Source organism: Amycolatopsis sp. (genome assembly GCF_035276945.1).
Classification (GTDB): domain Bacteria; phylum Actinomycetota; class Actinomycetes; order Mycobacteriales; family Pseudonocardiaceae; genus Amycolatopsis_E.
The window spans coordinates 84,160-108,991 of the sequence record NZ_DATELF010000183.1; the positions used below are offsets into that span (position 1 = coordinate 84,160).

Annotated in this window: 15 protein-coding genes; 6 read left to right on the forward strand and 9 right to left on the reverse strand. The window is 69.7% G+C overall.

What is annotated here, in order from left to right; genetic code table 11:
- Positions 1-274: 274 nt before the first annotated feature.
- The 5 genes from VJT49_RS34065 to VJT49_RS34085 form a co-directional block, all read right to left on the reverse strand.
- On the reverse strand, positions 275-589 hold the full coding sequence (locus VJT49_RS34065; RefSeq protein WP_324169104.1) for a hypothetical protein: 315 nt from the start codon (positions 587-589) through the stop codon (positions 275-277).
- Complete coding sequence (locus VJT49_RS34070) at positions 590-1,813, reverse strand: TIGR02679 family protein (RefSeq protein ID WP_324169105.1); 1,224 nt, start codon at positions 1,811-1,813, stop codon at positions 590-592.
- A 94-nt stretch (positions 1,814-1,907) separates the two neighbouring features.
- On the reverse strand, positions 1,908-5,939 hold the full coding sequence (locus tag VJT49_RS34075; RefSeq protein WP_324169106.1) for a TIGR02680 family protein: 4,032 nt from the start codon (positions 5,937-5,939) through the stop codon (positions 1,908-1,910).
- The gene (locus tag VJT49_RS34080) at positions 5,936-7,183 is read right to left on the reverse strand and encodes a TIGR02678 family protein (protein ID WP_324169107.1); all 1,248 of its coding nucleotides are present in this window, start codon (positions 7,181-7,183) and stop codon (positions 5,936-5,938) included. Before VJT49_RS34080 ends, VJT49_RS34075 begins: the two co-directional genes overlap by 4 nt.
- Positions 7,184-7,193: 10 nt before the next feature.
- Entirely contained in the window at positions 7,194-8,723 is a 1,530-nt protein-coding gene (locus VJT49_RS34085) for a TIGR02677 family protein (protein ID WP_324169108.1), read from the reverse strand.
- 289 nt (positions 8,724-9,012) lie between these two features.
- Between VJT49_RS34085 and VJT49_RS34090 the strand changes: the two genes are divergently transcribed.
- The 3 genes from VJT49_RS34090 to VJT49_RS34100 all read left to right on the forward strand — a co-directional run bounded on the left by VJT49_RS34090 (position 9,013) and on the right by VJT49_RS34100 (position 11,835).
- A complete protein-coding gene (locus VJT49_RS34090) occupies positions 9,013-9,768 on the forward strand; it encodes a G1 family glutamic endopeptidase (protein WP_324169109.1) in 756 nt (251 codons plus the stop codon).
- Positions 9,769-9,853: 85 nt separating this feature from the next.
- Entirely contained in the window at positions 9,854-11,311 is a 1,458-nt protein-coding gene (locus tag VJT49_RS34095; protein ID WP_324169110.1) for an NAD-dependent epimerase/dehydratase family protein, read from the forward strand.
- A 68-nt stretch (positions 11,312-11,379) separates the two neighbouring features.
- Positions 11,380-11,835, forward strand: coding sequence for a pyridoxamine 5'-phosphate oxidase family protein (locus VJT49_RS34100; RefSeq protein ID WP_324169111.1), 456 nt, complete (start codon positions 11,380-11,382; stop codon positions 11,833-11,835).
- An 82-nt stretch (positions 11,836-11,917) separates the two neighbouring features.
- Here the strand turns inward: VJT49_RS34100 and VJT49_RS34105 are convergent, their stop codons facing one another.
- From VJT49_RS34105 to VJT49_RS34120, 4 genes are all read right to left on the reverse strand, one after another.
- A complete protein-coding gene (locus tag VJT49_RS34105; RefSeq protein ID WP_324169112.1) occupies positions 11,918-12,562 on the reverse strand; it encodes an alpha/beta fold hydrolase in 645 nt (214 codons plus the stop codon).
- Positions 12,563-12,746: 184 nt separating this feature from the next.
- Positions 12,747-14,303 carry a metallophosphoesterase family protein gene (locus VJT49_RS34110; RefSeq protein WP_324169113.1) on the reverse strand — a complete coding sequence of 519 codons (1,557 nt, stop codon included), beginning with the start codon at positions 14,301-14,303 and terminating at the stop codon, positions 12,747-12,749.
- Between the two features lie 100 nt (positions 14,304-14,403).
- Positions 14,404-16,044: an APC family permease gene (locus VJT49_RS34115; protein WP_324169114.1), complete on the reverse strand. Its 1,641-nt coding sequence runs from the start codon at positions 16,042-16,044 to the stop codon at positions 14,404-14,406.
- Between the two features lie 636 nt (positions 16,045-16,680).
- Entirely contained in the window at positions 16,681-20,808 is a 4,128-nt protein-coding gene (locus tag VJT49_RS34120) for a beta-galactosidase (RefSeq protein WP_324169115.1), read from the reverse strand.
- A 717-nt stretch (positions 20,809-21,525) separates the two neighbouring features.
- Here VJT49_RS34120 and VJT49_RS34125 point away from each other — a divergent pair.
- From VJT49_RS34125 to katG, 3 genes are all read left to right on the forward strand, one after another.
- Positions 21,526-21,726 (forward strand): zinc ribbon domain-containing protein, encoded by a 201-nt coding sequence (locus VJT49_RS34125; RefSeq protein WP_324169116.1) that lies wholly within the window; start codon positions 21,526-21,528, stop codon positions 21,724-21,726.
- Between the two features lie 438 nt (positions 21,727-22,164).
- Positions 22,165-22,596 (forward strand): Fur family transcriptional regulator, encoded by a 432-nt coding sequence (locus VJT49_RS34130; RefSeq protein WP_324169117.1) that lies wholly within the window; start codon positions 22,165-22,167, stop codon positions 22,594-22,596.
- A gap of 31 nt (positions 22,597-22,627) precedes the next feature.
- On the forward strand, positions 22,628-24,832 hold a 2,205-nt coding region (gene katG / locus VJT49_RS34135; protein ID WP_324169118.1), incomplete at its 3' end, for a catalase/peroxidase HPI.

Sequence of the window (24,832 nt, forward strand, 5' to 3'; positions counted from 1 at the left end):
AGGTCCTGAGCGTTGCGCTCGGGACCTGTTTCGTCGTGCCGATCCGCCGACAAAAGCTCAAGCGCCCCGCGCCGGCCCGCCGCCTCGCACACCGGCAACACCCGCCTGGCGAAGGTCTCCGGCGCCGTTGCAACGATCCCGATCTCGAGCATCACTCAGCCCGCTGGTTACCCATGGGCACGGTTCGCATGGTAATGATCACATTCAATCTGAGACCTTGACAACGGTATCGGGACGAACAACCAGCCGACCCGTCCAAAGAATCTGTGCGAGGTCACATGACGAAAAGCGGATCCACCTTCGGCGGCCATCGATCAGGCATCAGGACACCGGCCACACAGGCCATCGCCACCATCGCGGCGCGATTGGCTCCGCCCATTCTCCGCCCATTCTCCGCACCAGCGACGCCACGTGGTATTTCACTCCCGATTTGCTCAGGTACGGCATCAGCGTGGACTGGGCGCTGGACCTCCTGCCGCTTGCCAGGTGCTTCGAGCAAGGCGAGCTCTCGCGCAGCCAGTTCCGTTGTCGCCGCGCCGCTGAACGGGCCGAGCACCACACCGCCCGGCGTGCCAGCGGCTTGGTCCATCTACGTGACGTAACACGCTTCCAAGTCGCTGAGGAGGACGTCGATGACGCGCTCCTCGACGACGGCCACACCGTGCTCGTGCATGGCGGCGGCCAGGTGCGCGTCCCAGGGAGCGTCGGTGATGCGGCCGGGGCCGGGGCCGTGCGACCGTTCGCCCAGCGCGGCGAGGTAGTCCGATGTGGACATACGCCAGGGCTCGGCGTTGGTCTTGTCCAGAACGTAAGCGGCAATGCGCACACCTTCGCCATCGAGGTCGCCATGGTAGTGCAACCGGTTGCCCGCGGCGGCGAGCAGGCGGAGCAGCAGGATCCCCGCGCTGCTGGGCCAGCCCGCCGTACAGACCAGTGGCGGACAGCGGGAACCGAACCGGCGCAATGCCTTCGCCAGCACGCTCGGGTTTTCTGTTACCCACACCTCGCCGCCAGGCAGTTCCAGCGCGCGCAGGTGGCGTAGTTGAGCGAGGGTGAGAGCCGCCGCCTGACCTTCGCCCGCGCATGCGCGGGCGATCCGGCACGCCAGCGGGTCACCGGCCGGACGCAGCCCGGCGGCGAGCACCACGGTCGACATCTCGTCGACCGCCACACCCGCGCGTTCCCACAACTGCCGCCGCTGGTCGGCGTTGCCGGGTGGTTCCGTGCCGAACTGCACCGCGAGGGCCCGCAGGACGACACCGGCAAGCCGGGTGCCCTCGTCCAGGGCATGTGGGTCGCCGGTCACCGCTTCGGCGAACGAAGGCAGCGGCTCCCCTGTCGCGGGCAGGCGTTCGAGAACGGTGAGCGCGACGTCGAGCAGCTCCCTGGTCCGCGGAACGGAGCCGTTCACCAGGCCGGTTCGGCGTAGGTGGGCCGCCCAGTCACGCAACGCCGGCTGGCTCGACACAATTGTGTGCTCGAACAGCCACTGCCACAGCTCGGCTCGTTCCGCGGCGGAGCGTGCCCGGTCGGCCGCGCGGTCGCCGAGCGGGCCGAGCAACTCGGCGACGACGGATCGAGTGTCCACGCCTGCCGCCTCCCGCAGCACCTCGTCCAGCCGGGCGAGCGTGATCACGGGTTGCCGCGGCGGCAGCCGGTCCAGACCCAACAGGTCGGCGACGGCACTCCGCTGCTCGTCGTCCAGCGGGCCGACACGCACGCGGTTCACCGGCCGGCCGGAAGAGAGCCGCTCGTGAACCGCCAGCCAGAGCGGCCGCAACGCCGCCGACCTCAGCTCTCCGGGAACCGCCATGCTGTTTCCTCCGCGAGTGAGCGCGCGGCGGTGTCTTGTCGGGGCTCCGCCCCCACACCTTCCGCTGGGGGCAAGCGGCCGCGGGTCGACAGCGTCATTCCGGTTCGTCCTGCCAGCCGGTGCCCGTCCACACGAAGCGGGCCGTGGTGACCGCGTCGTCGTCGGCCTCGGTGATCAGCTGGTGCACCGCGATACCGGGCAGCTCGCGATAGGTGCACCACTCGTGATCCGAGGTCAGCACCAGGTCGAGATCCAACGACGTGAGCAGCTCGAACACCTGGCCGCGGTTGGCCGAGTCCACGCCGACGAACACCTCGTCGAGCAGGATGAGCCTCGGCGCTTCCGGCACCGCCTGATAGTGGGCGGCCACGGCGGCGAACAACGGCAGGTGCAATGCGATGGCCTTCTCACCGCCGGAGAGCGCACCGTGCATGCGCTTCGTCAACGGCTGCCAGCCCTTGCCGTCCGCGCGATCGAGCTTGACCACGAACTGGTGCCACGAGGTGTAGTCGAAGACCTGGGCGAGTTGCTGGTGCCAGCTCGACGCCGTGTTCTCGACCTTGGCCTGCTCGATCCGGTCCCGGAAGAAACGATGCAGCGCTTCACGGTCGCCCTCGGACAGGCGCACCGGATCCTTGAGCAGCAGCTCGCGTGCGGCCTTCGTGCCCGGTGGCAGGTCGGTGTCGACCTGCCACACCAGCCGCACCGCGATCCGCGACGCCGTGCGCACGCGCTCGAGGCGAGCGTTCATCGCATCGACCAGTTCTCCGGCCTGCCGGATGCGATCGGCGAGCTGACGCCGGGTGTCGCCGGTGAGTGTCTTGTCGAACAACTCCCGTTCAGCGGCGGTGATGTCGCCCCGCGCGCGTTCCGCCTCGGTGAGGAGGCTGTCGTGCAGCTCGCGCGCGCCCACCCGGACCCCGTCCACCACCGCGGTCAGGACCTGCACCTCGTCGTCGGTTTCCAGCTCCAGGTCGGCGTGCCCGCCCAGCGCCTCGCGGCATTCGTGGACCGCTTCGGCCAGCCTGCTGAACGCGTCGCTGAGGTTGCTCGGTGCGTGCGGCACGTTCGGCCACCGGCCCGCGATACTCCTCGCCGCTTGCAGCGTGGCCTTGATACCGTCCGAAGTGGACAGTTTCAGCTCGATCCCGGTGTCCTTCGGGAAGGTGCCCGCCACGAGCTGGCGGAACCGGGCCACGACGACATCGCGCTGGCTGGTGGCACTGTCCCGGTCTTCGGCCGCCCGCCCGAGCCGATCCTCGAGACCGCCGATGGTGCGAGCCAGCTCGCGCAACGAGTCTGTCGCGGCCCTGATCTCCTGGGACAGCCGCTGTTGGGTGCCACGCAACTGCTCGATCTCCGCGAGAATCTCGCGGTAGTCCGCACCGATCGAATCGGTCACCGCGCGTACCTTTTCGGCAAGGGCCCGTGCCCCGGTACGCGCCTGCTCCGCCTTCTCGGCGGTCTGCTCCGCGGCGGCCGCCGAGCGCTGTGCCTGCGAGCGGAGCAGCTCCGCGGTATTCCGTGCGGAGACAAGGTCGGCATGCTCGGCCAGCCAGAGTGCGGCGGCCTCCTGGAAGCTCTCCACCGCGCGCGCGAGCGTGTCGAGCGCGGCGCGCTCCGCGGGCGCTCTGGCCGTGGTCGCCGCGAGGCTGAGCTCGCGCAGCCCCGCGGCCGCCTGGCGTTCCCGTTCGCTCAACGCCTCGGTGGCGTGATTGACGGTCCGGTCGGCAGCGCCCACATGCGCGTCGGCGGCGTCGAGCTCCCGGCGAGCGTCGGCGACCGGTGTGTGCGGTGGCCGTTCGCGGCGCTCGGCGTCGAGCAGCCGCCGCCGGCCGGCGAGCACGTCGAGCGCAGTGCCGATCCGGCTGATCTCGGCCTCGCATGTCGCGACACGGGCCGCGAGCTCGGCGATGCGCCGCTGTCGGTTCCGTTCGCGTGCCGCCGCTCCGATATGGGCAGCCTCGTCCTTGGCCCAGCTGCCGGTCACCGTGGCGAGCCGCCACCGCCCGTCCGCGCCCACCGCGGCCGGATGGGCGTCCGGCAACGATGGACCGTAGGCGACGGCCGAGAGCAGCCGCTCGACGAGCTCGACCGGTACCGGGCCATCCGGCTCGGGGCGGAGCACGTCGCGAAGGGACCGGCCAGGCGCGGGTTCGAGGAGGTCGGGCCCGGCGAGGGTGTCGTGCCCGTCGACGGTGACCGCGCCCGAGGAGGTCAGCCAGGCGTCCAAGAGGCCACTGGCCTGCAGCGCGGCCTCCACCCGGCCCTGGATGCCGGCCGGCACCCCCTCGGCGAACGCGACCAGCTTCCACAGCGGCGCACCGGCCGGCGCGCAACGGTCCGCGGTGCGGTGGGGCGGAGGATCGGGCGGCAACTCGACGGCGTCGTGGAGCGCGGCGAGATCGTCGGCGAGCCGCCCGCGCTCTCGCTGCGCCTCCGTGCTGGCCGCGCGCAGGGTCGTCTCTTCGGTCGTGATTTCGTGGAGCCGCCGCCTCGTGGCTTCCTCCACGTACTCGATCACCGCGGTCTCCGACTCGGCCCGGCCGGCGAGGTCTTCCGGATCGGCGAAGGCGAGTTCGGCGCAGCCGCGCGCCCAGGCGAGCAAGAGCTCGTGCTGCCTGGCCAGGATGTCGTCGTAGGCGGCGAGGACGCGAGCGCGATGGGCGGTCAGGGCGGCCAGGTCACGGCGGGCCCGTTCCAGCTGCTCCTCGGCGGCTCGCCTCGTCTCGACCGCGCGCTCGTGCTTCTCGAGCGCGGCGCGCACGGCCGCGATCTGCTCGTTGCGCCCGGCCACCGCGGCCCGTAGCAACTGACGCGCTCGCTGACCCCCCGCGCCGAGCTCGCCGCGAATCTCGGCATGGGTGTTGTGCAGATCCGCGCGCCGAGCGGCCTGCTCCGCGCCGGATTCGGCGACGCGGACGGCCTCTTCCCAACGCCGGACCCCTTCGTCGGCGGTCGCCGCGCGGCCGGCGTCGTCCCGCGCGGTCGCCTGTCGTGCCGCCGCGTCCTCCGCCGACGACTCGGCCTCCTGGCGTGCCCGGCGCTCCTGCTGCCGCAAGGTGTCCAGCTCACGGCCCTGCCGGTACTCCTCGCGATTGGTGAGCCCGTCGATGCGTGCGCGAACCTGCTCGAGGGTGTCTTCCAGCTCTCCCGCGCGCCGCGTGATCGCGTTCTCTTCCGCGACCGCGGCCCGATGCTCCTCTTCGGACTCGCGCGCGATCCGCGTCAGCCTGTCCCGCTCGTCGGTGGTCGAGATCACCTCCGCGGAGGCGGCACGGAGCACCCGCTGAGCGTACGAACGCTGCCGGTCGGCGACCATCCGCGCGGCCTCGGTCTCCTTGTCCAACCGCACCAGGTGGTCCCGCTGCCGGTCGAGCCGCTCGAACCCTTCCGCGAGCTCCGCGACCTCGTCCTGGCCGAGCGGCGGCAGGGCACGAGAGAGCAAAGTGGACAGCAACCCCGGATCGAGACGCTGCGACAGCTTCGGGGTCCGCAGCTGTAGCAACGCGGTGATGAGGGCGTCGTAACGCTGCTCGGACAGCCCCGGAAACAGGGTCTGGCGGACGGTGCTGCGGTAATCGGTCGCGTTGGCGTGCACCGCGCCGTGCTCCCCCAACCGCTCCGCGAGCACCGCTTTGGTCAGTGGCGAGCCCGCCTCGTTGGCCAGTGACAGCGACTGGCCGACGCGGAGGCTCGTGGTGAAGTAGTCCGCGTGCACGGCGCTGGTATGGGAGCTGGCCTGCAGGCGCGCGCCGCAAGTGAACCACGAGTCCGTGCCGGCGGCGAACTCCAGCCAGACGTAGCCCACCCTGGTGGTTCCCGTCGCACCCTCGCCCATGAGGTTCCAGTGCATGGTCCGCTCGCTGGTGCCGAACGTGGACAGCCGGTTGGCGCGCAGGCTGGCGTCGAACAGGTACGGCAGCAGGAGCTCGAGAGCCTTCGACTTTCCGGTGCCGTTGGGACCGCGTAGCAGCAGCCGTCCATTGTGGAACTCGAAGACCTCGTCGTAGTAGCGCCAGACGTTGAGGATCCCGGCGCGAGCCGGTACCCAGCGGCCCGCCGCACCGGACGTCGGCCGGCCTTCCGGCTCGGGATGGGTGGTCGGCAGTGCGGTGACCGTCATGGCCGGTTCCCTTCGCCGCCGGGCTCCTTGGTGCGCGGATCCGCGACCGCGTAGCGAGTGGCGGCGGGCAGCGCTCGGACGCGGGCGCCGGCGTGCTCGGCAAGCCCGAAGCGAACCAGCGCGGTGACCGCGTCGGCGGCCAGGCGTGCCGTACCGTCGGCGTCGCGATATGTCTTCGCCCACCTCGGGAACCGGCGCAGCAGTTCGTCCGCCGTGGCCCGCAGTTGCTCCGGCGCCAGGCCCGCCCGCGCCCGCAGCAAGGTGTCGAGCAGCATCAGACCGGCCACGTTCGCGGTGCTGCTGTCGTCGGGGAACCGGCTGTCGGTGGCGAGCCCGGACGGGTCGACGAGCAGCAACCCCTCCGCGCGTTCCTCGAGCACGAAGCCGGCCTGCTCGGCAGCCCGGCGCACGATCTGACGGCCCGTCGGCGAAGCGAGATACGCTCGCTGTTCCTCACTCAACTCGTGCCGGTAGACCACCGGATCGTCGACGAGCCGGCGCAGGATGGAATGCCGCAGCCACAGGTTGTGCTGCACCGAAGAAGTCGGCTTACCGTCGGCGGCGAGTCCGTAGCGGCGCTGCCGCGTGAGGCCGTCCAGCAGCTCCGGCCACCTGGCGCTGATCTCATCGGCCGGCATCGCCAGCTGCGACGGGCCCCGGGGCGCGGACAGCAGCCGCATCAGCAAGGTCGAGTCGACCCGGTACAACACCTTCGCCTCGGCGGAGTCCACAAAGGATTCCGTGCTGCCGTCGACGACCGTGACCGCTCCGTGGGATTCCAGCAGCCGCAACGCGTCGACATAGGCCATGCGCTCGGCGCGGCTCGCGGTGTCGAAAGCGGCCACCACGGGGTCGGCGGCGGTCGCCTGCTTCACCCGGTCGGCGAGCAGCCCGACGGTCGTGACCGGTGCGCTGAGCAACTCGGCGGCGACCACGCAGAACAGCACGTAGCGGCGGCGGTCGAACGGCGCACGCCCCGACCGCGGGCGCCGGGCCGGGCGGGTGGCGTCGTGGTCGGTACGCACCTTCGCCAGGCGCGCGTAGCCGAATCGCGGCTCCACCACGAGCGTCCATCCACAGTGGTAGTCGAACCACCGGGCGATCGGCACCTGGCGACGGCGGATCACCTCGAACGCCTCCGGCTTGGCCTGCTCCGTGACCAGTGGTGTGGCCAGCAGCTCGCGGATTCCTCTCGCGACGTCTTCGCGTTCGGCTACGGCGAGCTGGTTGGTCAGGTTGCTCATGCTCCTCCCCTCATCCCGTCGCCTCCTCGCCCGCTTGCCGCGCGTCCGTGCTGACGTCCACGAGGTAGTCCGGGCCGGCCAGCAGACCTCGGGGCGTGCGAAGCCGCGCCACCCGGTCATCGGGCGGTGGCCGCAGCAGGATTTCGACCTTGCCGTCGGCCGTCACCGCGCGCCGGACACCCGTCGCGTCCGGGCGCAGCCCGAACGCCCGGCCGAGAAGATCGAGCAGCCGCTCGAAGGTCGCGTGATCCAGCTGTCCGAAATCGGACAGCCGCACCAGGCCGCCGGTGTCGAGCAGGCGCCATGCCCGCAGCAGTTCGGCCCGCTGCGCACGAGCACGTTCCGCGCGTTCTCGCTTCAGGGCCGCCACGTCGCGAACCCTGCCCGTTCGCGTGAAACGCTCGGTGCGTCCCGCGCTGCGCAGCAACGGTGACACCTGGACGTACGGTGGGTCCAGCCAGCTGCCGCTCGCGCTCGCCAGCTCCGGATCGGGGTGCGCGAGATGGGCATGCCTCGCCGAGCCCAGCCCGAACGCCGCCGACCAGAGCCGGTGCATGTCCTGCTCGCCCGGCGCGAGCTCGAACCACCTGGCCAGTTCCCGGAAGTCGGCTACCGCGCTGCTGGCCCGCCTGCGCGACTCGGTGATGCGGTCCAGCACCTGCAGCAGGGTCACGATCGCGCGCCGCGCCACCGTGTGCAACTGCTCCGCCCGGGCCGGGCCGTCGTCCTCGGGCAGGAACCACGCGCGCAGCCCCGCCCACCGGGTGCGCCGGTGATCGAGCCAGTCCGGCACCGGGTCCGCCCCAGGGACCGGCGGCAGCTCCGCGCCCAGCAACGCCCGATGGTGCAGCCGGGGCACGCCGTGTTCTTCGATCCGGGCGACACCGGCGGCGATGCTGTGCACCCGCTGGTCGAGGTTGGTCACGAACTCCTGCAGGTACGTCACGGTCGCGATCTTGACCTCGTGGAAGGTGGTGAGATCGGCGCCCTCCGCGCGCAGCAACCGCTGCAACTCACCGTTGAACTGTTTGGTGTTGGTACGCAGGGCATCCAGGTGGGTTTCCAGCTCGGTCAGCGTCGTGTAGACCTTCCGGTCGGCCACGGCGGGCTCGGCGAGCAGTGCATCCAGCTCGGTCAGCCGATCGGAGATCGCGTCGAGGACCGCCGTCTGCAATGCCCCGGTGGACGCGAGCACGGTGAGCGCGTGCTGGACCCCGGCGAACGCCGCCTCGCCGCGCCGCGTCAGCGAATACTGGAGGTTCCGCCGCTCGTACTCCTCGGCGGACCGGTAGTTCTCGGCATGGTTCTGAATGACGTCGACCAGCCGCCACTCCTTGAGGCGGCTCAGCGCACGGGCGAGATCGTCGTCGGTGAGGGCGTCGAACCAGCCGACGGTGCGCAACCGGCTCCGGACCCGGTCAAGGCTCAGCGATGTCTCGAGCCGCTCGTTGGCCTCGGCGAACGCGTGCAGGATGGCGGTGTACAGCTCGGCATACTCACCGACGCTGAACCGGAACAACTCCGGCGGCACTCGTTGCATGCCCGCTCCCATCCGTGACGACGTGACCACGTTAGCGAGTGGGTCCGACAAGACCGGTGAGGGCACGCCGTGGGGCACGCCGGCGAGCGCCGACGCCGCGCCGTATAGATCGTTATACAAAAACCTGGTGCGCGATATGCGCCGATGCCGCCCGCACGGCCCGCTTATCCTTTTTGCGACACGACGAAAGTAGGGACTCCGTCCCCGGCTTCTTGCCCGGTTCCCTGGCCAGTCGCTAATAATTTTCCTGCGGCGCCGCTCCCTCATCCCCATTCCCCAGGAGACCAAAATGGGTCGGAAATCCCCTGCCCGGATATTCACCCGGAGAACCGTCGTACTCGCGGCCGGATTCGCGCTGACCGTCGCCACGGCCGCGGCCTCCCCCGCGGCCGCGGCCGAGCAACACGGCCGCGCCCACCTCCTCGGCCACACCACCAACGCGCAGTATTCGTCGAACTGGTCCGGCTATGCCGAAACCGGCAGCGGCGACACCTCGGCGACCGCGACCTGGACCGTGCCGTCGGTTTCGCCCACCGATTCCGACACCTACTCCTCGGCCTGGGTCGGCATCGACGGCGACAAAAATTCCAACCTCATCCAGACCGGCACGGAATCCGATTACGCGGGCGGCGCGGCCGAATATTCGGCCTGGTGGGAAATTCTGCCCGACTATTCGGTGACGATCTCCAGCGTGCCGGTCTCGCCGGGCGACTCGATCACCGCTTCGGTGGCGAAGGTCAGCGGCGGCACCTGGAAGATCTCGTTGAAGAACAACACCACCGGCCGGTCGTGGTCGGCCACCAAGACCTACACCGGTCCCGGCGAGTCGGTGGAGTACATCCAGGAGGCCCCGACGGTCGGCGGAGATCAGTCGGGCGTGGCGGACTTCTCGAAGTTCAGCTTCAAGAACCTCAAGGCGAACGGCGCCGGTCCCGGCCTCACCAGCTCGGACAAAATCATCCTCCAGCAGAACGGGACCAACTACTCCACCCCGTCCAATCCCAACTCCACCGGCGACGGTTTCTCCGTCTCCTACACTGGCTGACGCCCCGCGCGAACCGCCGGGGTGCCCGCCAAAGCACCTCGGCGCCGGCGCGACCACCGGTTCGGTCCACAGACGAGGAGGCGACATGAGCGTCGCGCGGTGGCGAGTGTTCCTGACCGGTGCGTCAGGAAACTGGGGGCGGTGCGTGCTCAGGGAGTTCTCCGAACGTGCCGGCCACTTCGACGTCGTGGCGCTCGTGCTGCCGACTCCGCGCGACCGCGAGGCCATGAACGCCTTCGCGGACATGGAAAACCTGGAAGTCGCGTTCGGCGACCTCACCGACTACGCCGCGGTCGAGCGATGCGTCCGGGGCGCGGACGTCGTCCTGCATCTCGGCGCCGTCGTCTCCCCGCTCGCCGACGATCACCCCGAGCTGACACGGCGCGTCAACGTGGGCGGTGCGCGCAACATCATCCGCGCGGTCAAGGCCCAGCCCGACCCGGCGTCGATCGGCGTCGTGATGGTGGGCTCGGTCGCCGAGACCGGCGACCGCAACCCGCCTCACCACTGGGGCCGGGTCGGGGACCCGCTGCGCGTCTCCCGGTTCGACGAGTACGGCCAGAGCAAGATCGTCGCCGAGCGGGAGCTGGTCGACTCCGGCCTGCCGAAGTGGGCCTGGCTGCGCCAGACGGCCATCTTCCACCCCGGTGTGCTCGAGATCCGGGACCCGATCATGACGCACTGCCCGTTCGCGGGCGTCATGGAGTGGGTGTCCGTCGAAGACTCCGCCCGGCTGCTGGTCACTATCTGCGACCCCGGCACCCCGCCGGAATTCTGGGGCGGTGTCCACAACATCGGCGGCGGCGCCGGCTGGCGGCTGACCAACTGGGAGCTACAGACCCGGATGTTCGCGGCCATGGGCGTCAAGGACCTGCGGCGCTGGTACGCGCGCGACTGGTTCGCCACCCGGAACTTCCACGGGCAGTGGTACACCGACTCCGACCGGCTCCACGACCTCGTCCCGTTCCGCCACGACACCTTCGACACGGCGCTGGCCCGGGCGGTCGCGAGCGCACCGGCGGCCGTCCGGCACGCGGGCAAGGTACCCACTTGGCTGGTCAAGCACCTCGTGCTCAAGCCGCTCACCCTCCGGCCGCGCGGCACCATGCGGTTCCTCAGGGACAACGACATCGAGAAGATCGAGGCCTACTTCGGTTCGCGCGCCGAATGGGAGGCCATCGGCGACTGGTCGACGTTCGAACCACCGAACCCCGACCGGACTCCTCGCTACCTCGACCACGGCTACGACGAGTCGAAGGATCCGGCCACCTGGACCAGAGACGACTACGCTGGCGCCGCGGGATTCCGTGGCGGGAAACTGCTCTCCACGGACGTCAACCCCGGTGACGTCGAAACACCGCTGCGCTGGCAATGCGCCTTCGGCCACGAATTCCCCGGCAGCCCCCGTCTCGTCCTCACCGCCGGCCACTGGTGCCCCGACTGCGTCCGCGACCCCGCGTCCTACCGCGAACAGGCCGAGCGCAACCCCTTCCTGGCCCAGATCGAGCTGAGCACACCGGCCACCGTGATCAACCGTGAGTGAGGCCCGCGAACAAACCGGACGGGCCTGTCGACCAGCGGCCTGTCGGTCATCGGTGCGATCATGAACGTATGACGGCATGGCAGGATGTCGAACAGGCAGAGCCGAAGTTCGCGCGGCGCGTGTGGGCGCTGTTGGATGCCCACCGGCACAAGACCATTGCCACCGTGCGAGCCGACGGGTCCCCGCGGATCTCCGGGATCGAGGTTGCCTTCGAAGACGGCGAACTGGTTTTCGGCTCGATGCCGAACGCCCGCAAGGGCGCGGATCTCCGCCGGGATCCGCGGTTCGCCCTGCACAGCGCCACGGTCGACCCGGTCGAGGGCGCCGAGGCGCGGTGGCCGGGCGAGGCGAAGATCTCCGGTCGGGCGATCGCTGCCGGACCGACCACGCAAGGACAGGACGGCGACCGCTTCCACGCCGACATCGCCGAGGTCGTGCACACCCACCTCAACGGGGAGGCGACGATGCTCGTCGTCGAGTGGTGGACGCCTGCGCACGGGCTGCGAAAGATCGAGCGCGAGTAATCCCTCGCTCTTCGACCGACCTCGACCGGCAGTTCAGGACGTCCGCTTGTCAGGACGGTCTTGAGGAAGGTCACCATCGCCGTCACGAACTCCGGTCCAGCGCGGTGAAATGGTTGTCCGGCACCCGCGCGAATCGCGCGTTGGGCAGTGCCGCGGCCAGCACGTCGGCCGAGGCGTGGTCGTCGTCCTGGTCGCCGATCACCACCAGGGTGGGGGTCGCGACCTGGCGCAACGCGGCGTCAGAGGTCGCGACGTGGGTGTCCAGGACATGAAGGAGCGCCTGTGGGTCGGTGCCCGGTTGGTTGATCCAGTACGCCATTTCCTCGTCCGGTGATCCGGGCTCGATGGTGTCCCCTCCGGCGAGGACGGTCAGCACCCGGCGGTGGCGGCCGGTGCGGTTGGTCGCCCCGTCGATCGCGTCGAGTCCCTGGCCCGCCACGACGGCGCGGGCCGGGCGAGCGCCGCGGACGAGCATCCGCAACACGATCCGGCCGCCCAACGAGCAGCCGCCGAGGTCATGGTCGTCGAGTCCGAGCCGATCGACCAAGGCGAGCCCGTCGCCGGCCAGCACGTCGGGTGGGTAGCACGCCGGATCGTGCGGACGCGCGCTGTCACCGTGGCCGCGCGGATCCGGCAGGATGACGCGGTAGCCGTGTGCGGCGATGGCGGCCGCGTGACCGTGCCCGATCCATTGCGACCCGGCGGACGTGAACCCGTGGAACAACACCAGGGGACGGCGTTACCCTCTCTCGCGGTAAACCAGGTCCAGGCCATCACGGCCGCGGAATCGATGCACGGTCGGCCCCCTCTCCCAGAACGTTACGAGAGAACAGCTCCGTCCTCACCCCGCAAAGGATTCGCGAGCGCGGCGCTGACGCTGGCGACCTTCTCCGCTCTGGACCGCAGGCCGGTCAGCGACCGCGTGGCCTGGTGAGTGTGAAGTGGTCGACGGGGGTCACCGAGCCGTACGGGCCGGTGACGGCGTAATAGGTCACGGTGATCGTCGTGTTGCCGCCGGGCTTGCCGGGGTCGACGTCGAACGCGGCGAACCCGTAGGCGTGATCGGGGTCGCGCATCGCCGACCACGGCGCGTCCTCGAGCACGTAGATCGGCGGCTTCTTGCCGGTGGTGGGGTCGGTGGGGCCGACACCGGTGATCACGCGGCACTGTGCCGGCGAAAAGAACAGCTTGTTGGACGGCGCGGAAGTGCCGCCCCCGCCGATCACCATGTGCACCGTGCCGCGAGTGGTGTCGATGAGATCGGTGCGGGTGTCGGCCGGGATCGGGGTGCGGGTGTCGTTGGGCTGCTGCCCGCGGATCGGGTGCGAGCGTTCGTAGTGGTGCTCGTGCCCGCACACGACGAGATCGACCCCGTAGCGGTCGAACAGCGGCACCCAGCGCTCCCGGATGCCGAGGTCCGCGCCGTTGAACTTGTCCACAGTGGACACGACGACCTGGTGCATGCACACCACGATCCAGTCGATGTCCGGGTTGGCCCGGGACCGGGCGAGTTCGGCCTCGAGCCAGCGCTGCTGCGCGCCGCCGGAATAGCCGTGCACGTAGGAGTTCCCGCCGTCCTGGTAGGCGACGTCGTCGTTGTTGAGGCTGATCACCCGCACGGACCCGGCGGTGAAGGCGTACCACAGGCCGCGCAGTTCCGGGTCCGCGCCGGAATCGGGCACGGTGAAGTAGGTCTGGTAGGCGCCGTAACCGATCGGCCCGTTGCCCAGCTCGTTCTCGTGGTTGCCGGCCGCGGGCATCCACGGCCGGTGACGCGCGGAACGGCTGTTGTTGGTGAACCAGTCCGACCAGGTCCGCACGCGATCGGTGGACAGGTTGGCGTAGCAGAGGTCGCCGTTGACGAGGTGGAACAGCGGCGCGGCCGCCTCGACCGCCGCGGTGACGTCGCCCGCCGACGGCGAGCCGAGGTTGTCGTTGACCCAGGCGCTCCCGGACAGCTTGCCCAGCGTCGGGGTGCCCTGGTCGCCGAAACTGGTGAACCGGAACGGCGCTCGGCCACGGGGCGCGGTCCGCGCGGTGCCCAGCTCCGGCGCGGCGCCGTCGTGCACCGCCGCGTAAACGTAGTCGGTGCCGGGCCGCAGGTTCGACAGGCGAGCGTGGTGCACCTGGACCTCGGTGCCGGACTTCGCGTCCCGGTAGGTCGTGGTCTCGGCCTCGGTCGTGTGGCCGAGACCGCCGTCCGGCGTGCCCAGCAGGATCCGCGGGCGGGACACCGATGCGGTGGTGTGCCAGGAGACCACGAGCTCACCGGAAGCGTCCGCGCCGAACTGCAGATGCAGTCCCGCCACCGGTGGCGCCCCACTCGCCCCCGGCCGGCGCCACAGCTCGGGCGCCGCCACCGCGGCCGGGGCGCCCAGCGCCACCGCTCCGCCCAGGCCCGCACCGCCCACGAACAAACCGCGCCTGCTGATCCGGAATCCTCGCGTGACATCCTCGGTATCGGTCATGCCCGAGATCGTCACCCCCGCGCATGAATGAACCGGGCGTGCCAGATGAACAGCGGGCCAACGGCACGCCTGGGCATGGCGACCGGGCGCCGCGCCGGTGTCAGGCGGCGAGCTTGACCGGATGCGCCGCGATGTAGTCCTGAGTCTTCTCCCGCGGTAGCCGGACGGCCTGCGCCCAGTAGTAGATGGCCAGGCTGAACACGGCGATCACGAGAATGTCCCACCACAGCGGCAGGTGGTTCCGCGCGCCGCAACTGGCCGTGCTCGCCGGGCCCCCGCTGCAGAAACCGCCCTGCCAGGAGATCAGGCCGATCCCGATGAGGTACGCGGGAAGCCACTGCGCGGACCGCCAGTCCAGCCTCGGGGTCCGCGGGTTGAGTTTCAGCCCGGCGGCCAGGCCCAGCAGCAGGTAGCCGAGTGCGATCCCGACGCCGAGCCGCCACAGCGTGTCCCAGCCGGCCCAGTAGATGACCAGGTTGGCGACGACGAACGCCAGTGGCGACCAGAAGTTCCCGGCGGGCAGCCGGAAGGGTCGGTACCGGTCCGGGTCCTGCTTCCGCAGCGCGCCGAAGGCCAGCGGCGCCCCGGCGTACATCAGCACGCTCGCCGAGGTGACGAACCCGACCAGTTTCTGCCAGGTCGGGAACGGCAGGAACACCACCAGCCCGACGACGAACGCGAACAGCAGACTGAACCACGGCACGCCCCGCCGGGTGGTGCGCTCGAACGCCATCGGCACGTAACCGTTGCGCGACAACCCGTAGGAGACACGGGAAGTGGCCGTGACATAGATCATCCCGGTCCCGCCCGGGGAGACGATCGCGTCGATGTAGAGGATGGTGGCCAGCCAGCCCAGGCCGATGGCGATGGCCAGCCCGGCGAACGGTCCCGCCTTGGCCGGGAAGCTCAGGTTCGCCCAGCCGTTCGCGAACGCGGTCGACGGCAGCGCCGCGATGAACACGATCTGCAGCAGCAGGTAGATGACGGCACCGATGAAGATGGACCCGAGCACGGCGATCGGGATGTCCCGCGCCGGGTTACGGCTTTCCCCGGCCAGCTGGTCCGCCTGCTCGAAACCCAGCAGGGCGAAGATCACCCCGCCGGTGCTCACCGCGGAAAGCACGCCGGCCGCGCCGAACGGCGCGAAGCCACCGACTCCGAAGTTGCTTCCGTGGAACGCGGTTGCCGCCAGCGCCACGATGGCGAGCACCGGGACGCCGACCTTCCACCAGGTCGCCCCGCTGTTGACGTTGGCCAGCCAGCGGATACCCAGGAAGTTGATGACCACGAAGACCGCCATCAGCGCCACCGCGACCGCGTAGCCCGCGCCGGTCAACTGGTTCTCGCCCTGCTGCAGCCACGGCAGGTACACGCTGGCGTAGTTGATGGCGGCCATGACCTCGATCGGCGCCACGGTGACCGCCTGGAGCCAGGAGAACCACCCGAACGACGCGCCGGCGACGCTGCCGAACGCGTAGTGCGGGAATCTGCCGGTGCCGCCCGCGACGGGATACGTTCCGCCCAGTTCGGCGTGGACGAGCGCCAGCGTGATGATCGCGGCCGCCCCGATGATCCAGGAGATGATGGCCGCGGTTCCCGCCGCCTGTGCGGCGTACAGCGCGCCGAACAGCCAGCCGGAACCGATGATCGACCCTTCCGAAGTCCAGATCAGGCCGATCAGACCGATGTCCCGTTTCAGACCGACGTCTTCGGGATGGGCCAGGGTGGCTTCGGTGCTCATGACGCACCGCCTCCTTGACGAGGATTGCCAGTGCGCTTTGTTCAGATTTCGGCATGCAGGTAGACCCGAGGGCCCGCGCGGTGGTACGCCGCGTCACCACCGTGCCGAACGCGATACAAAACGATACTCCTGGCCGCCGCCATTGCCAAAGACATCCTGGTGCCGAGTCAGGCCAGTGCCGTGTCATGCGTCGTCGTGCGTCCGGTCCTTCCGTCACGGCAGCGCCGAAACGAAGGTTTTTGCCTTGCCGGTTCAGGAATGCCGTCCACAGGGCCTCTGCGCATTGGCCGACGTTTGACGGACATCCGATCTGTCTTCTACCGTGCCGGAACTACGCAGACTGCCGCATATCGGGCAAATCGGGCGCGAGGCGAGATCGGAATCGGTGACGCGAGCGCGTGTCCGCGGGTCTTTCCGAACAACTCTTTACCGGCCCTCGCGGTGATCGCGACTTGCCTGGTCCGGACGTTACCGCGAACGGGTCGGGCCGGCCGGGCGCCCCGATCACCATCACCGCGGTTCCCGGGAACACGGTCACCGTGGACGGTACGGAGCCGGTCATGGGCCGGCAGGACGCCGGTGGCGGGGGTCGTCGCCACACTGACAGAATTGGCGAACAACACACCCTTCGCCTGCTCACCCGCAGGTGAGCGTCGGGTCGGCCCAGTCACCGTGGTCGTTACCGTTGCCATCGCCCGCGTCGCCCACCACGAGGTCGAGCACCTGGGCGCCGGCCACACCGGCGCTGATCGGCATCGCCGCCGTCCTGCCCTTGATCGTCTGTGTGGTGGCGAGCGGAACTCCGTCCGCGAGGACCGTGAACGTCACGGTCCCTGCTCCCTTGGTCTCGTCGTCCACACCGGCGAGGCTGGTGAACGCCGAGCAGGTTCCGCCGAGATAGATCCGCACGTCGCTCACGGAATTGGTGCCCAGGCCCTTGGCGTAGGTGACGCCGTCGATCGTGATCGGCTTACCGTCTCCGGCCTGGTTTTCGCCCACGCTGGTGTCCCGCTCGACCGGTCCCCAGCCATTGGTCGCGGAGAGGAAGGGCAGGTCGCTGACGGCGTCGCCGCCGCCCGGCGGCACCGGTGGAACCGCCCGGACGATACGTTCGTCCTGAATGGACGATCGGACGCCGCGCTGGGTGTAGCCCACGGCCGCCCGCAGTGCGGACCACTGCGGAAGGGTGCCGGCTGGCGCGGTCACCTGCCAGGTGAACCGCGTCGATCGGCCCGGCCACAGGACGCCCACCGCCGCCGGGCTCGCCGCCGTCGCGGTCCAGCCGGACGGAACCGAAAGCGCCGGCGCGAGGTTCCACGCCGGCGGATTACCGGCGGGCACGCTGACGACGGCGGTGGCCGTGAAAGTCTGCCCGGGGTTCGCGGTGTCCGGCACATCCAGGCCGACGGTGGCGCCGGGTGCTTTCGGCATCGCGTACTTGCGCGGATCGAAGCGCGGGCCGAAGTTCTGGCCGACCCGCAACGACGAGGTGTAGCTGCCGTAGTTGGTCAGTTCCACCTTGCCGAGACCGCCGGTGCCGCCGTCGGAGTTCCACACCGCGATCGCGATCGTATTGCCCCCATGCGGGTCGAGAATGCCGTCCGGCACCGGGAAGCTCTTCTGCGGTCCCAGGACGTTGACGTAGTTGCCGATCTGCCAGCCGTTGACGAACAGGGTCGCGCGGTATGCGCGGGATGGGTCGTCGGTGATGGTGAGTCCGAGGGACGTGTCCTGCCCGGCCGGCAGGGCCAGGTCGACGTTGGTGCGGTACCACGAGACGCCCGGGCGCGTGTCGGTCGCCGGGAGCGAAGCGTTCGCCCACCCGCCGTCCGGATAACCGGGCAGGGACCACCCGGCCCGCTCGCCGTACAGCCCACCGGTGGACAACGGGCCGCGAACGGGATCGATCGGGTCCTCGCCGCCACGGACGCCCTGCAGCCGCCAGCTGATCGAGGTCAGCGGCGCGCCGGTCAGGGTCGCCCCGGTGAGGCCGCGCGCGGACTTGTTGTTGTTGGTGGAGTTGTAGTCCTCCTCGTGCCCCATGTTCACGGTGAGCACGGACAACACGTTGTCCTCACCCGTCTTCAGCGCGTTCGCAGGGAGTACGAAATCGCCCGTGCCGGTCGTCGAACTGCCGAGGAAGACGCCGTTCAGCCACACCGAAAACGCCTGGGCCCCGCCTCCCGAGTCCGAGGTGAGGTGGATGCCCTTCTCCTTGCCGGTGGCCCGGAACCGGCCGCGGTACCAGGTGTTTCCGGTGTGGAAGCCGTAGTCGTCGGCGAAGAGCACCGGACCACCGGTCACGGGTGTGATGCTGTTGGAGGTCGTCTTGTCCGCGACCGCCCACGTCGAGTCGTCGAATCCCGGATCCGCCTCCGGCGACTCCTCCTGGTGCCTCCAGTTGGTGAGCGCGGGCAGCGTCACCGGAACAGCGGCCGGGATGGTGCCGGCAAGGCTGCCGAGTCCGGTGGGCGTGGTCCGGACCGGCCTGCCGTTCCATGTCACGTCGCGTGCGGTGGCGAAGACCTCGACGCCAGGGTCCGTGCCGTTGTCGCCGGTGAGCGCGAGCGTCGCGCCGCCGTCCAGGCTCGTCGCGGTGCGCAGGAGATGGGTGCCGCGCACGAGCACCGGGCCGGTGGCGGTGTCCTGTCGCCAGAACGTTTCGGCCGTGGGCTTGTCGGCGAGCAGCAACTGCAACGGCCGCGCGCCCCCTCCGGAGACAGTGACCCGGACCAGCCCGCTGTGCCGGTAGTTCAGCCGCAGATCCCCGGTGCCGGCGTCCCAGGTGGTGTCCACCGCCCCGCCCGAGGACGTGACGGTCGGCCGCGACGAGTAGCGGAGCACGGTCTCGCCGTCGGTGTCCTGGCCTCCGTAGAGCACGGCCACGTCCCGGTCGCCGATCGTCGCGTTGGTCATGATCTCCGACGTGGAGTACCGCAGCTGCGACTCGCCGATCTTGTAGTTCGCCACGATGATGGTGGAGTCCCGGCCGTTCAGGGTGATCGCGGTGCCGGGTTGCTGCGGCACCACCGGGTAGGTGGGCGGCCGCACGACGGGTCCGGCCGTCAGATCGATGGCGTCGACGGCGACGTAGTCGGCGGTGGAAGAACCGCTGTGCGTGCCGTCCACGACGATCTTCAGCGTGTGCGCCCCGTCACTCAACCCGCTCGCCTGGTACAGCACGGCCTGGTTCTGGCCGCCGGAAGCGTCCACAGTGGCCTGTTTCGTGCCGTCCAGATAGACGTCGGCGTAGCCGTGGTTTCCGGTCTTCGACCCGATCCAGCGCACCGCCGTGCCGGTGAACGGCACGGTGAGCGAATCGCCGGCCTGGTTGGAAAACGACTCGGTGTTCTGGTAGTCGCCGCCGGTGTAGCTGGTGTTGGACACGTGTGACCAGGAACCGCTGTAGTGCAGCGCCGGGTCGGTGTCGTCGTAGGTACAGGCGGTCTCGGTCGCCGGCTGGGCGTCGAGGTCAACGGAAACGTGTGTGGTGTCGACCGACGTCGAGGTGGAGTCGGCGTGCCGGAGCACGTGGAACTGCGTCTTCGTGTCGGGGTTCATCCGGGCCGTGTCGACGACCGCCCTGTTGTCCGGAGCACTGGTGTTGATCTTGTCGGTCTTCGTCAACGGCGCCACCGACTGAGTCAGGTAACCGATCAGCTTGTCCTCGTAGTATTTCGGGTCGAGTTGGCGGGTCTCCCGGATCGCCGCCCCGTAGTCGTAGGACGTGTAGTTCTCGGGCATGCCGAGCCAGCCCCAGTTGGTACCCCCGTAGGTCATGTAGAAGCTCTGCGCCGTCGCGCCCACCGCGATGTTCTGCTTGTAGAACACGTCGGCGAACTGGTCGTTGATCAGCTGCGCGCACTTGTCGTAGCCGGGACCACCCCACGGGTCGAACGCGCCTCCCTGGAACTCCGGGCTGTACAACGGCTTGCCCGCCGGGTGGTCGTAGCTGATGTCCGGGACGCCCCGCCATCGAGCCGGGTTCGAGCAGTTGAAACCTTGCGGGTACGAGTCCGGCCCGTCCACGTCGAGCGCACCCGTGCCGGAGTTGAAGGTGCCGTTGTTGTTGCCGGTCAGCGGCACGGTGATGCCGTCCGCGCGGGCCTTGTCCTCGAGGTGCCGCAGGTAGCTGCGCCCCGCGGCCGAGCCGTTGTAGTACTCGTTCTCGACCTGGTACGCGATCACCGATCCGGTGCCGTTGGTCAGCTGGTGCCGCGCGAGGATCCGGTCGATCTGGGACAGCCACTCGTCGGCGTAGGCGAGGAACCGCGGATCCGCGCCGCGGTTGTCGCCCGGTTTCGTGGACATCCAGCCCGGCAGGCCACCGCCGTCGACCTCGGCGTTGATGTACGGCGCGGGCCGGGCGATGACGTAGAGCCCCGCCTGGTGCGCCGTGTCGAGCAGCCGGTCGACGTCCCGCACCCCGGTGAAGTCGTATTTCCCCGGCGCGGGCGAGTGATAGCCCCAGTCGAAATACAGTGAGGTGGCGTTGAAGCCGGCGGCCTTCATCTTCTGGAAGATGTCCAGCCAGAGGTCGGGGCTGGGCAGCCGGAAGTAGTGGAATTCCCCCGACCACAGATAGGTTCGCTTGCCGTCGACCAGGAACGAGTAGCCGTCGTAGGTCACCGCGTGCGCCGGGGCCGGGGCCGGGCCGGCCGTCGCGGCGCGTGCCGGACGCTGGCCGCCCAAACCGGCGAGAGCGAGCGCGAACATGCTGACGATGGCTGCGACGCGCTGCCAGCCAGGGTTGGACCACCCCATACCGACACCTCCGGCCAGTTCCGGCAATGGCCCCTCGCCGGTACCAGCAGCGCGGCGCGACGTCGGGCCTGCGCCTGAGATGATCGCAACCCGGTGTGCGGTCTGGCAAGAGTCCTGGTCGGTTTTGTTGATTTTCGTCAGGTGCGCGAGTCCAGCCTGCACGACCGGTGAGTTCGGCTTTCGCGACCCGCGAGTTGCCCGGTCGCGACGACCGCGCCGAGCCGGGAGGCCTCGACTTCCATACTGGAAGCCACGCGAGGGCTGGCAGCGTCATCCTTCGGTGGTGTGCCGCGGATGATATTGGTCGAACCAGCCGCCTTCGGGCACCACCGGCGGCGGTGGCGAAACCCGCCGGGCTCTTTCCGGCTCCCAGGGCCACAGCTGGCGAACCCGCGCGGCCGCGGCACGAATCCCATCGCCGGAGATTTCGGTCCGCGTCTCGGTGACACCTCGAGCCGGCCACACGCGGACAGCAGCAGCGGGCCGGGCGGAGGCAGTGGAGACAAGAACATCGACGTCACGCCCAGCGCCGTGTCGCAACACCCCGCGTGCTTCGCGAAAGCGGCTCGTCGCGGGCAACCGATCCGGGCGCAATGTCCCGTACATGACGACCGCCCTTGGCGAGTCCCTGACCGGGACGTCGTGGCCGGGCAACGGTGCAGGGTCGCCGGGAAACCCGTCCGACCGTGCCATCCGGGTTCAGGGACAATAGCGAGCATGCCGACCTACGACTACCGCTGCCGCGACTGTTCCAGCACGTTCTCGTTGAGCAGGCCGATGAGCGAGTCGGCCGCGCCCGCCACCTGCCCGGACGGCCACACCGACACGGTCAAGCTACTCACCACGGTGGCGCTGACCGGTTCCGCCGCGCCGGCGCCGACCGGAGGCTGCTGTGGCGGGGCCTGCGGCTGTCGCTGAACGGTCCCTCCCCCGCCGCGCCGGAGCCAGGCACGCACGGCCGTACTTGATCACCAATTCACCGGCACGTGCCAGGAACGGCGGTCGACCACAGTGGCGATCTGTCCACTGTCGACAGTAGCCGGCCTGTTACGTCTGGACAATGGGCCGTTTGCCGGTGTCACGGCGACGGCGGCGCTGGCGAAGGTCTGGACAATGTCCCTTATCCACGAAACCCGCGTCCACGCTCGGTGACGTGACCGCGCCGACTTCCACCACGCCCGCGCCGGCAAGGCGCCGCGGGCCCCGGCGTTCCTGCTGGACGACGTGCCCGATTCGCCGCCACCACCAGCCGCCCCGTCGCCGACACCCGGATCGACGGGACCGGCCATCGCGAGGTGTAGGACACACCGGAGCAGAATCTTGATTGATTCCAGAAAATAGGGCACACTACGGCCTGTGCCAACGACTTCGGACTTCGAGCGCATGTTGCGTGGGGTCGCGCTGCGTGTGACGCGTCCTCGCGTGGCGGTGCTGTCGGCGGTACACGATCATCCGCACGCGGACACGGACTCGATCATCGGTGCCGTGCGTGCGGATCTCGGTGAGGTGTCCCACCAGGCCGTCTACGACGTGCTGCGCGCGCTGACCGGCGCGGGTCTGCTGCGGCAGATCCAGCCGCTGGGCTCCGTGGCACGCTACGAGGCGCGGGTCGGGGACAACCACCACCACCTCGTGTGCCGGTCCTGCGGCGCCATCGTCGATGTCGACTGCGCCGTTGGTACCACGCCCTGTTTGACGGCGCTCGAAGATTACGGCTTCACGATCGAGGAAGCCGAGGTCATCTACTGGGGCCTGTGCCCCGACTGCTCCACCGCAATCAGTTCCTGAAGCACACCCCCCTGATCCCGGAAGGATTCTCGTGACCGAAAGCCCTGACGCCGTTGTCGGTGAGATGAACGTGGAAAGCGCGGGCGGGTGCCCGGTCTCGGCCGGGCGCCGCAATCATCCGACCGAGGGTGCCGGCAACCGCGACTGGTGGCCGAACCAGCTCAACCTGAAGATCCTCCGTAAGCACTCCGACGTGGCCAACCCCATGGGCGGGGACTTCGACTACGCCGCGGAGTTCCAGACCCTGGACCTCGACGCTCTGGCGAGGGACGTCGACGAGGTGCTGACGACGTCGCAGGAGTGGTGGCCCGCCGACTTCGGCCACTACGGCCCGCTCATGATCCGGATGGCGTGGCACAGCGCGGGCACCTACCGCATCGACGACGGCCGCGGCGGCGCGGGCGCCGGCATGCAGCGCTTCGCACCGCTGAACAGCTGGCCCGACAACGGGAACCTCGACAAGGCGCGCCGGCTGCTCTGGCCGGTGAAGAAGAAGTACGGCCGCAAGATCTCGTGGGCCGACCTGATGATCTTCACGGGCAACCGCGCCCTGGAGACCATGGGCTTCAAGACCTTCGGCTTCGCCGGCGGCCGGGCGGACGTCTGGGAGCCCGACGAGGACGTCTACTGGGGCCCCGAGCGCACCTGGCTCGGCGACCAGCGGTACACCGGTGAACGGGAGCTCGAGAACCCCCTGGCCGCCGTCCAGATGGGTCTCATCTACGTCAACCCGGAGGGCCCGAACGGCAACCCGGACCCGCTCGCCGCGGCCCGGGACATCCGGGAGACGTTCCGGCGGATGGCGATGAACGACGAGGAGACCGTCGCGCTGGTCGCGGGCGGGCACACGTTCGGCAAGGCCCACGGTGCCGCCGACGCGGACCGCTACGTCGGCCCCGAGCCCGAGGGCGCCTCGATCGAGGAGCAGGGTTTCGGCTGGAAGAACAGCTTCGGCAGCGGCAAGGGCCGGGACGCGATCACCAGCGGCCTCGAGGTCACCTGGACGGCCACGCCGACCACGTGGAACAACGGCTTTTTCGACAACCTGTTCGGCTACGAGTGGGAGCTGACCAAGAGCCCCGCCGGTGCCCACCAGTGGCAGCCGAAGGACGGCGCCGGGGCCAACACCGTGCCCGACCCCGAGACGGGCGAGCTGAAGCGACCCCCGACGATGCTGACGACCGACCTCGCGCTCCGGTTCGACCCGATCTACGAGCCGATCTCGCGGCGCTTCCACGAGAACCCGGACCAGTTCGCGGACGCGTTCGCCCGCGCCTGGTTCAAGCTGACCCACCGTGACATGGGCCCGATTCAGCGCTACCTCGGGCCGCTGGTCCCGCAGGAGACGCTGATCTGGCAGGACCCCGTCCCCGCCGTGACGCACGAGCTGATCGGGGCGGAGGAGATCGCCACCCTCAAGGAACGGATCCTCGCCTCGGGGCTGTCGGTCTCCCAGCTCGTCTCCACCGCGTGGGCCTCGGCGTCGACGTTCCGCAACAGCGACAAGCGCGGCGGGGCGAACGGGGCCCGCATCCGCCTCGAGCCCCAGCGGACCTGGGAGGTCAACGACCCCGACACGCTGGCGCAGGTGCTGCGCACCCTGGAGGGGATCCAGGAGTCCTTCAACAGCGCTCAGACCGGCGGCAAGCAGGTCTCGCTGGCCGACCTGATCGTGCTCGGCGGGTGCGCCGCGGTCGAGCAGGCCGCCAGGGACGCCGGCCACGAAGTCCAGGTCCCGTTCACCCCGGGACGCACGGACGCGTCGCAGGACCAGACCGACGCCGAGTCCTTCGCCGCGCTCGAGCCGGCCGCGGACGGGTTCCGCAACTACCGCGGGAAGGGTAACCGGCTGCCGTCCGAGTACCTCCTGGTCGACCGCGCGAACCTGCTGAACCTGAGTGCACCGGAGATGACCGTCCTCGTCGGCGGCCTGCGTGTCCTGGGCGCGAACTACCAGCAGTCCCCGCTGGGCGTCTTCACCTCGGCACCCGGGTCGCTGACCAACGACTTCTTCGTGAACCTGCTCGACACGGGCACGGAGTGGACGGCGACGTCCGGGGACGGCGCGACCGCGGAGACCTTCGAGGGCCGGGACCGAGCCACCGGCGAGGTCAAGTGGACGGCCACCGCGGTCGACCTCGTATTCGGGGCAAACGACCAGCTCCGCGCCATGGCCGAGGTCTACGCGGCGGACGACGGCGAGGAGCTGTTAGTGCGTGACTTCGTGGCCGCGTGG

Coding starts and splice junctions, on each gene's coding strand:
- VJT49_RS34065 (WP_324169104.1), bottom strand. CDS start 589: ATGGACCAAGCCGCTGGCACGCCGGGCGGTGTGGTGCTCGGCCCGTTC.
- VJT49_RS34070 (WP_324169105.1), bottom strand. CDS start 1,813: ATGGCGGTTCCCGGAGAGCTGAGGTCGGCGGCGTTGCGGCCGCTCTGG.
- VJT49_RS34075 (WP_324169106.1), bottom strand. CDS start 5,939: ATGACGGTCACCGCACTGCCGACCACCCATCCCGAGCCGGAAGGCCGG.
- VJT49_RS34080 (WP_324169107.1), bottom strand. CDS start 7,183: ATGAGCAACCTGACCAACCAGCTCGCCGTAGCCGAACGCGAAGACGTC.
- VJT49_RS34085 (WP_324169108.1), bottom strand. CDS start 8,723: ATGCAACGAGTGCCGCCGGAGTTGTTCCGGTTCAGCGTCGGTGAGTAT.
- VJT49_RS34090 (WP_324169109.1), top strand. CDS start 9,013: ATGGGTCGGAAATCCCCTGCCCGGATATTCACCCGGAGAACCGTCGTA.
- VJT49_RS34095 (WP_324169110.1), top strand. CDS start 9,854: ATGAGCGTCGCGCGGTGGCGAGTGTTCCTGACCGGTGCGTCAGGAAAC.
- VJT49_RS34100 (WP_324169111.1), top strand. CDS start 11,380: ATGACGGCATGGCAGGATGTCGAACAGGCAGAGCCGAAGTTCGCGCGG.
- VJT49_RS34110 (WP_324169113.1), bottom strand. CDS start 14,303: ATGACCGATACCGAGGATGTCACGCGAGGATTCCGGATCAGCAGGCGC.
- VJT49_RS34115 (WP_324169114.1), bottom strand. CDS start 16,044: ATGAGCACCGAAGCCACCCTGGCCCATCCCGAAGACGTCGGTCTGAAA.
- VJT49_RS34120 (WP_324169115.1), bottom strand. CDS start 20,808: ATGGGGTGGTCCAACCCTGGCTGGCAGCGCGTCGCAGCCATCGTCAGC.
- VJT49_RS34125 (WP_324169116.1), top strand. CDS start 21,526: ATGCCGACCTACGACTACCGCTGCCGCGACTGTTCCAGCACGTTCTCG.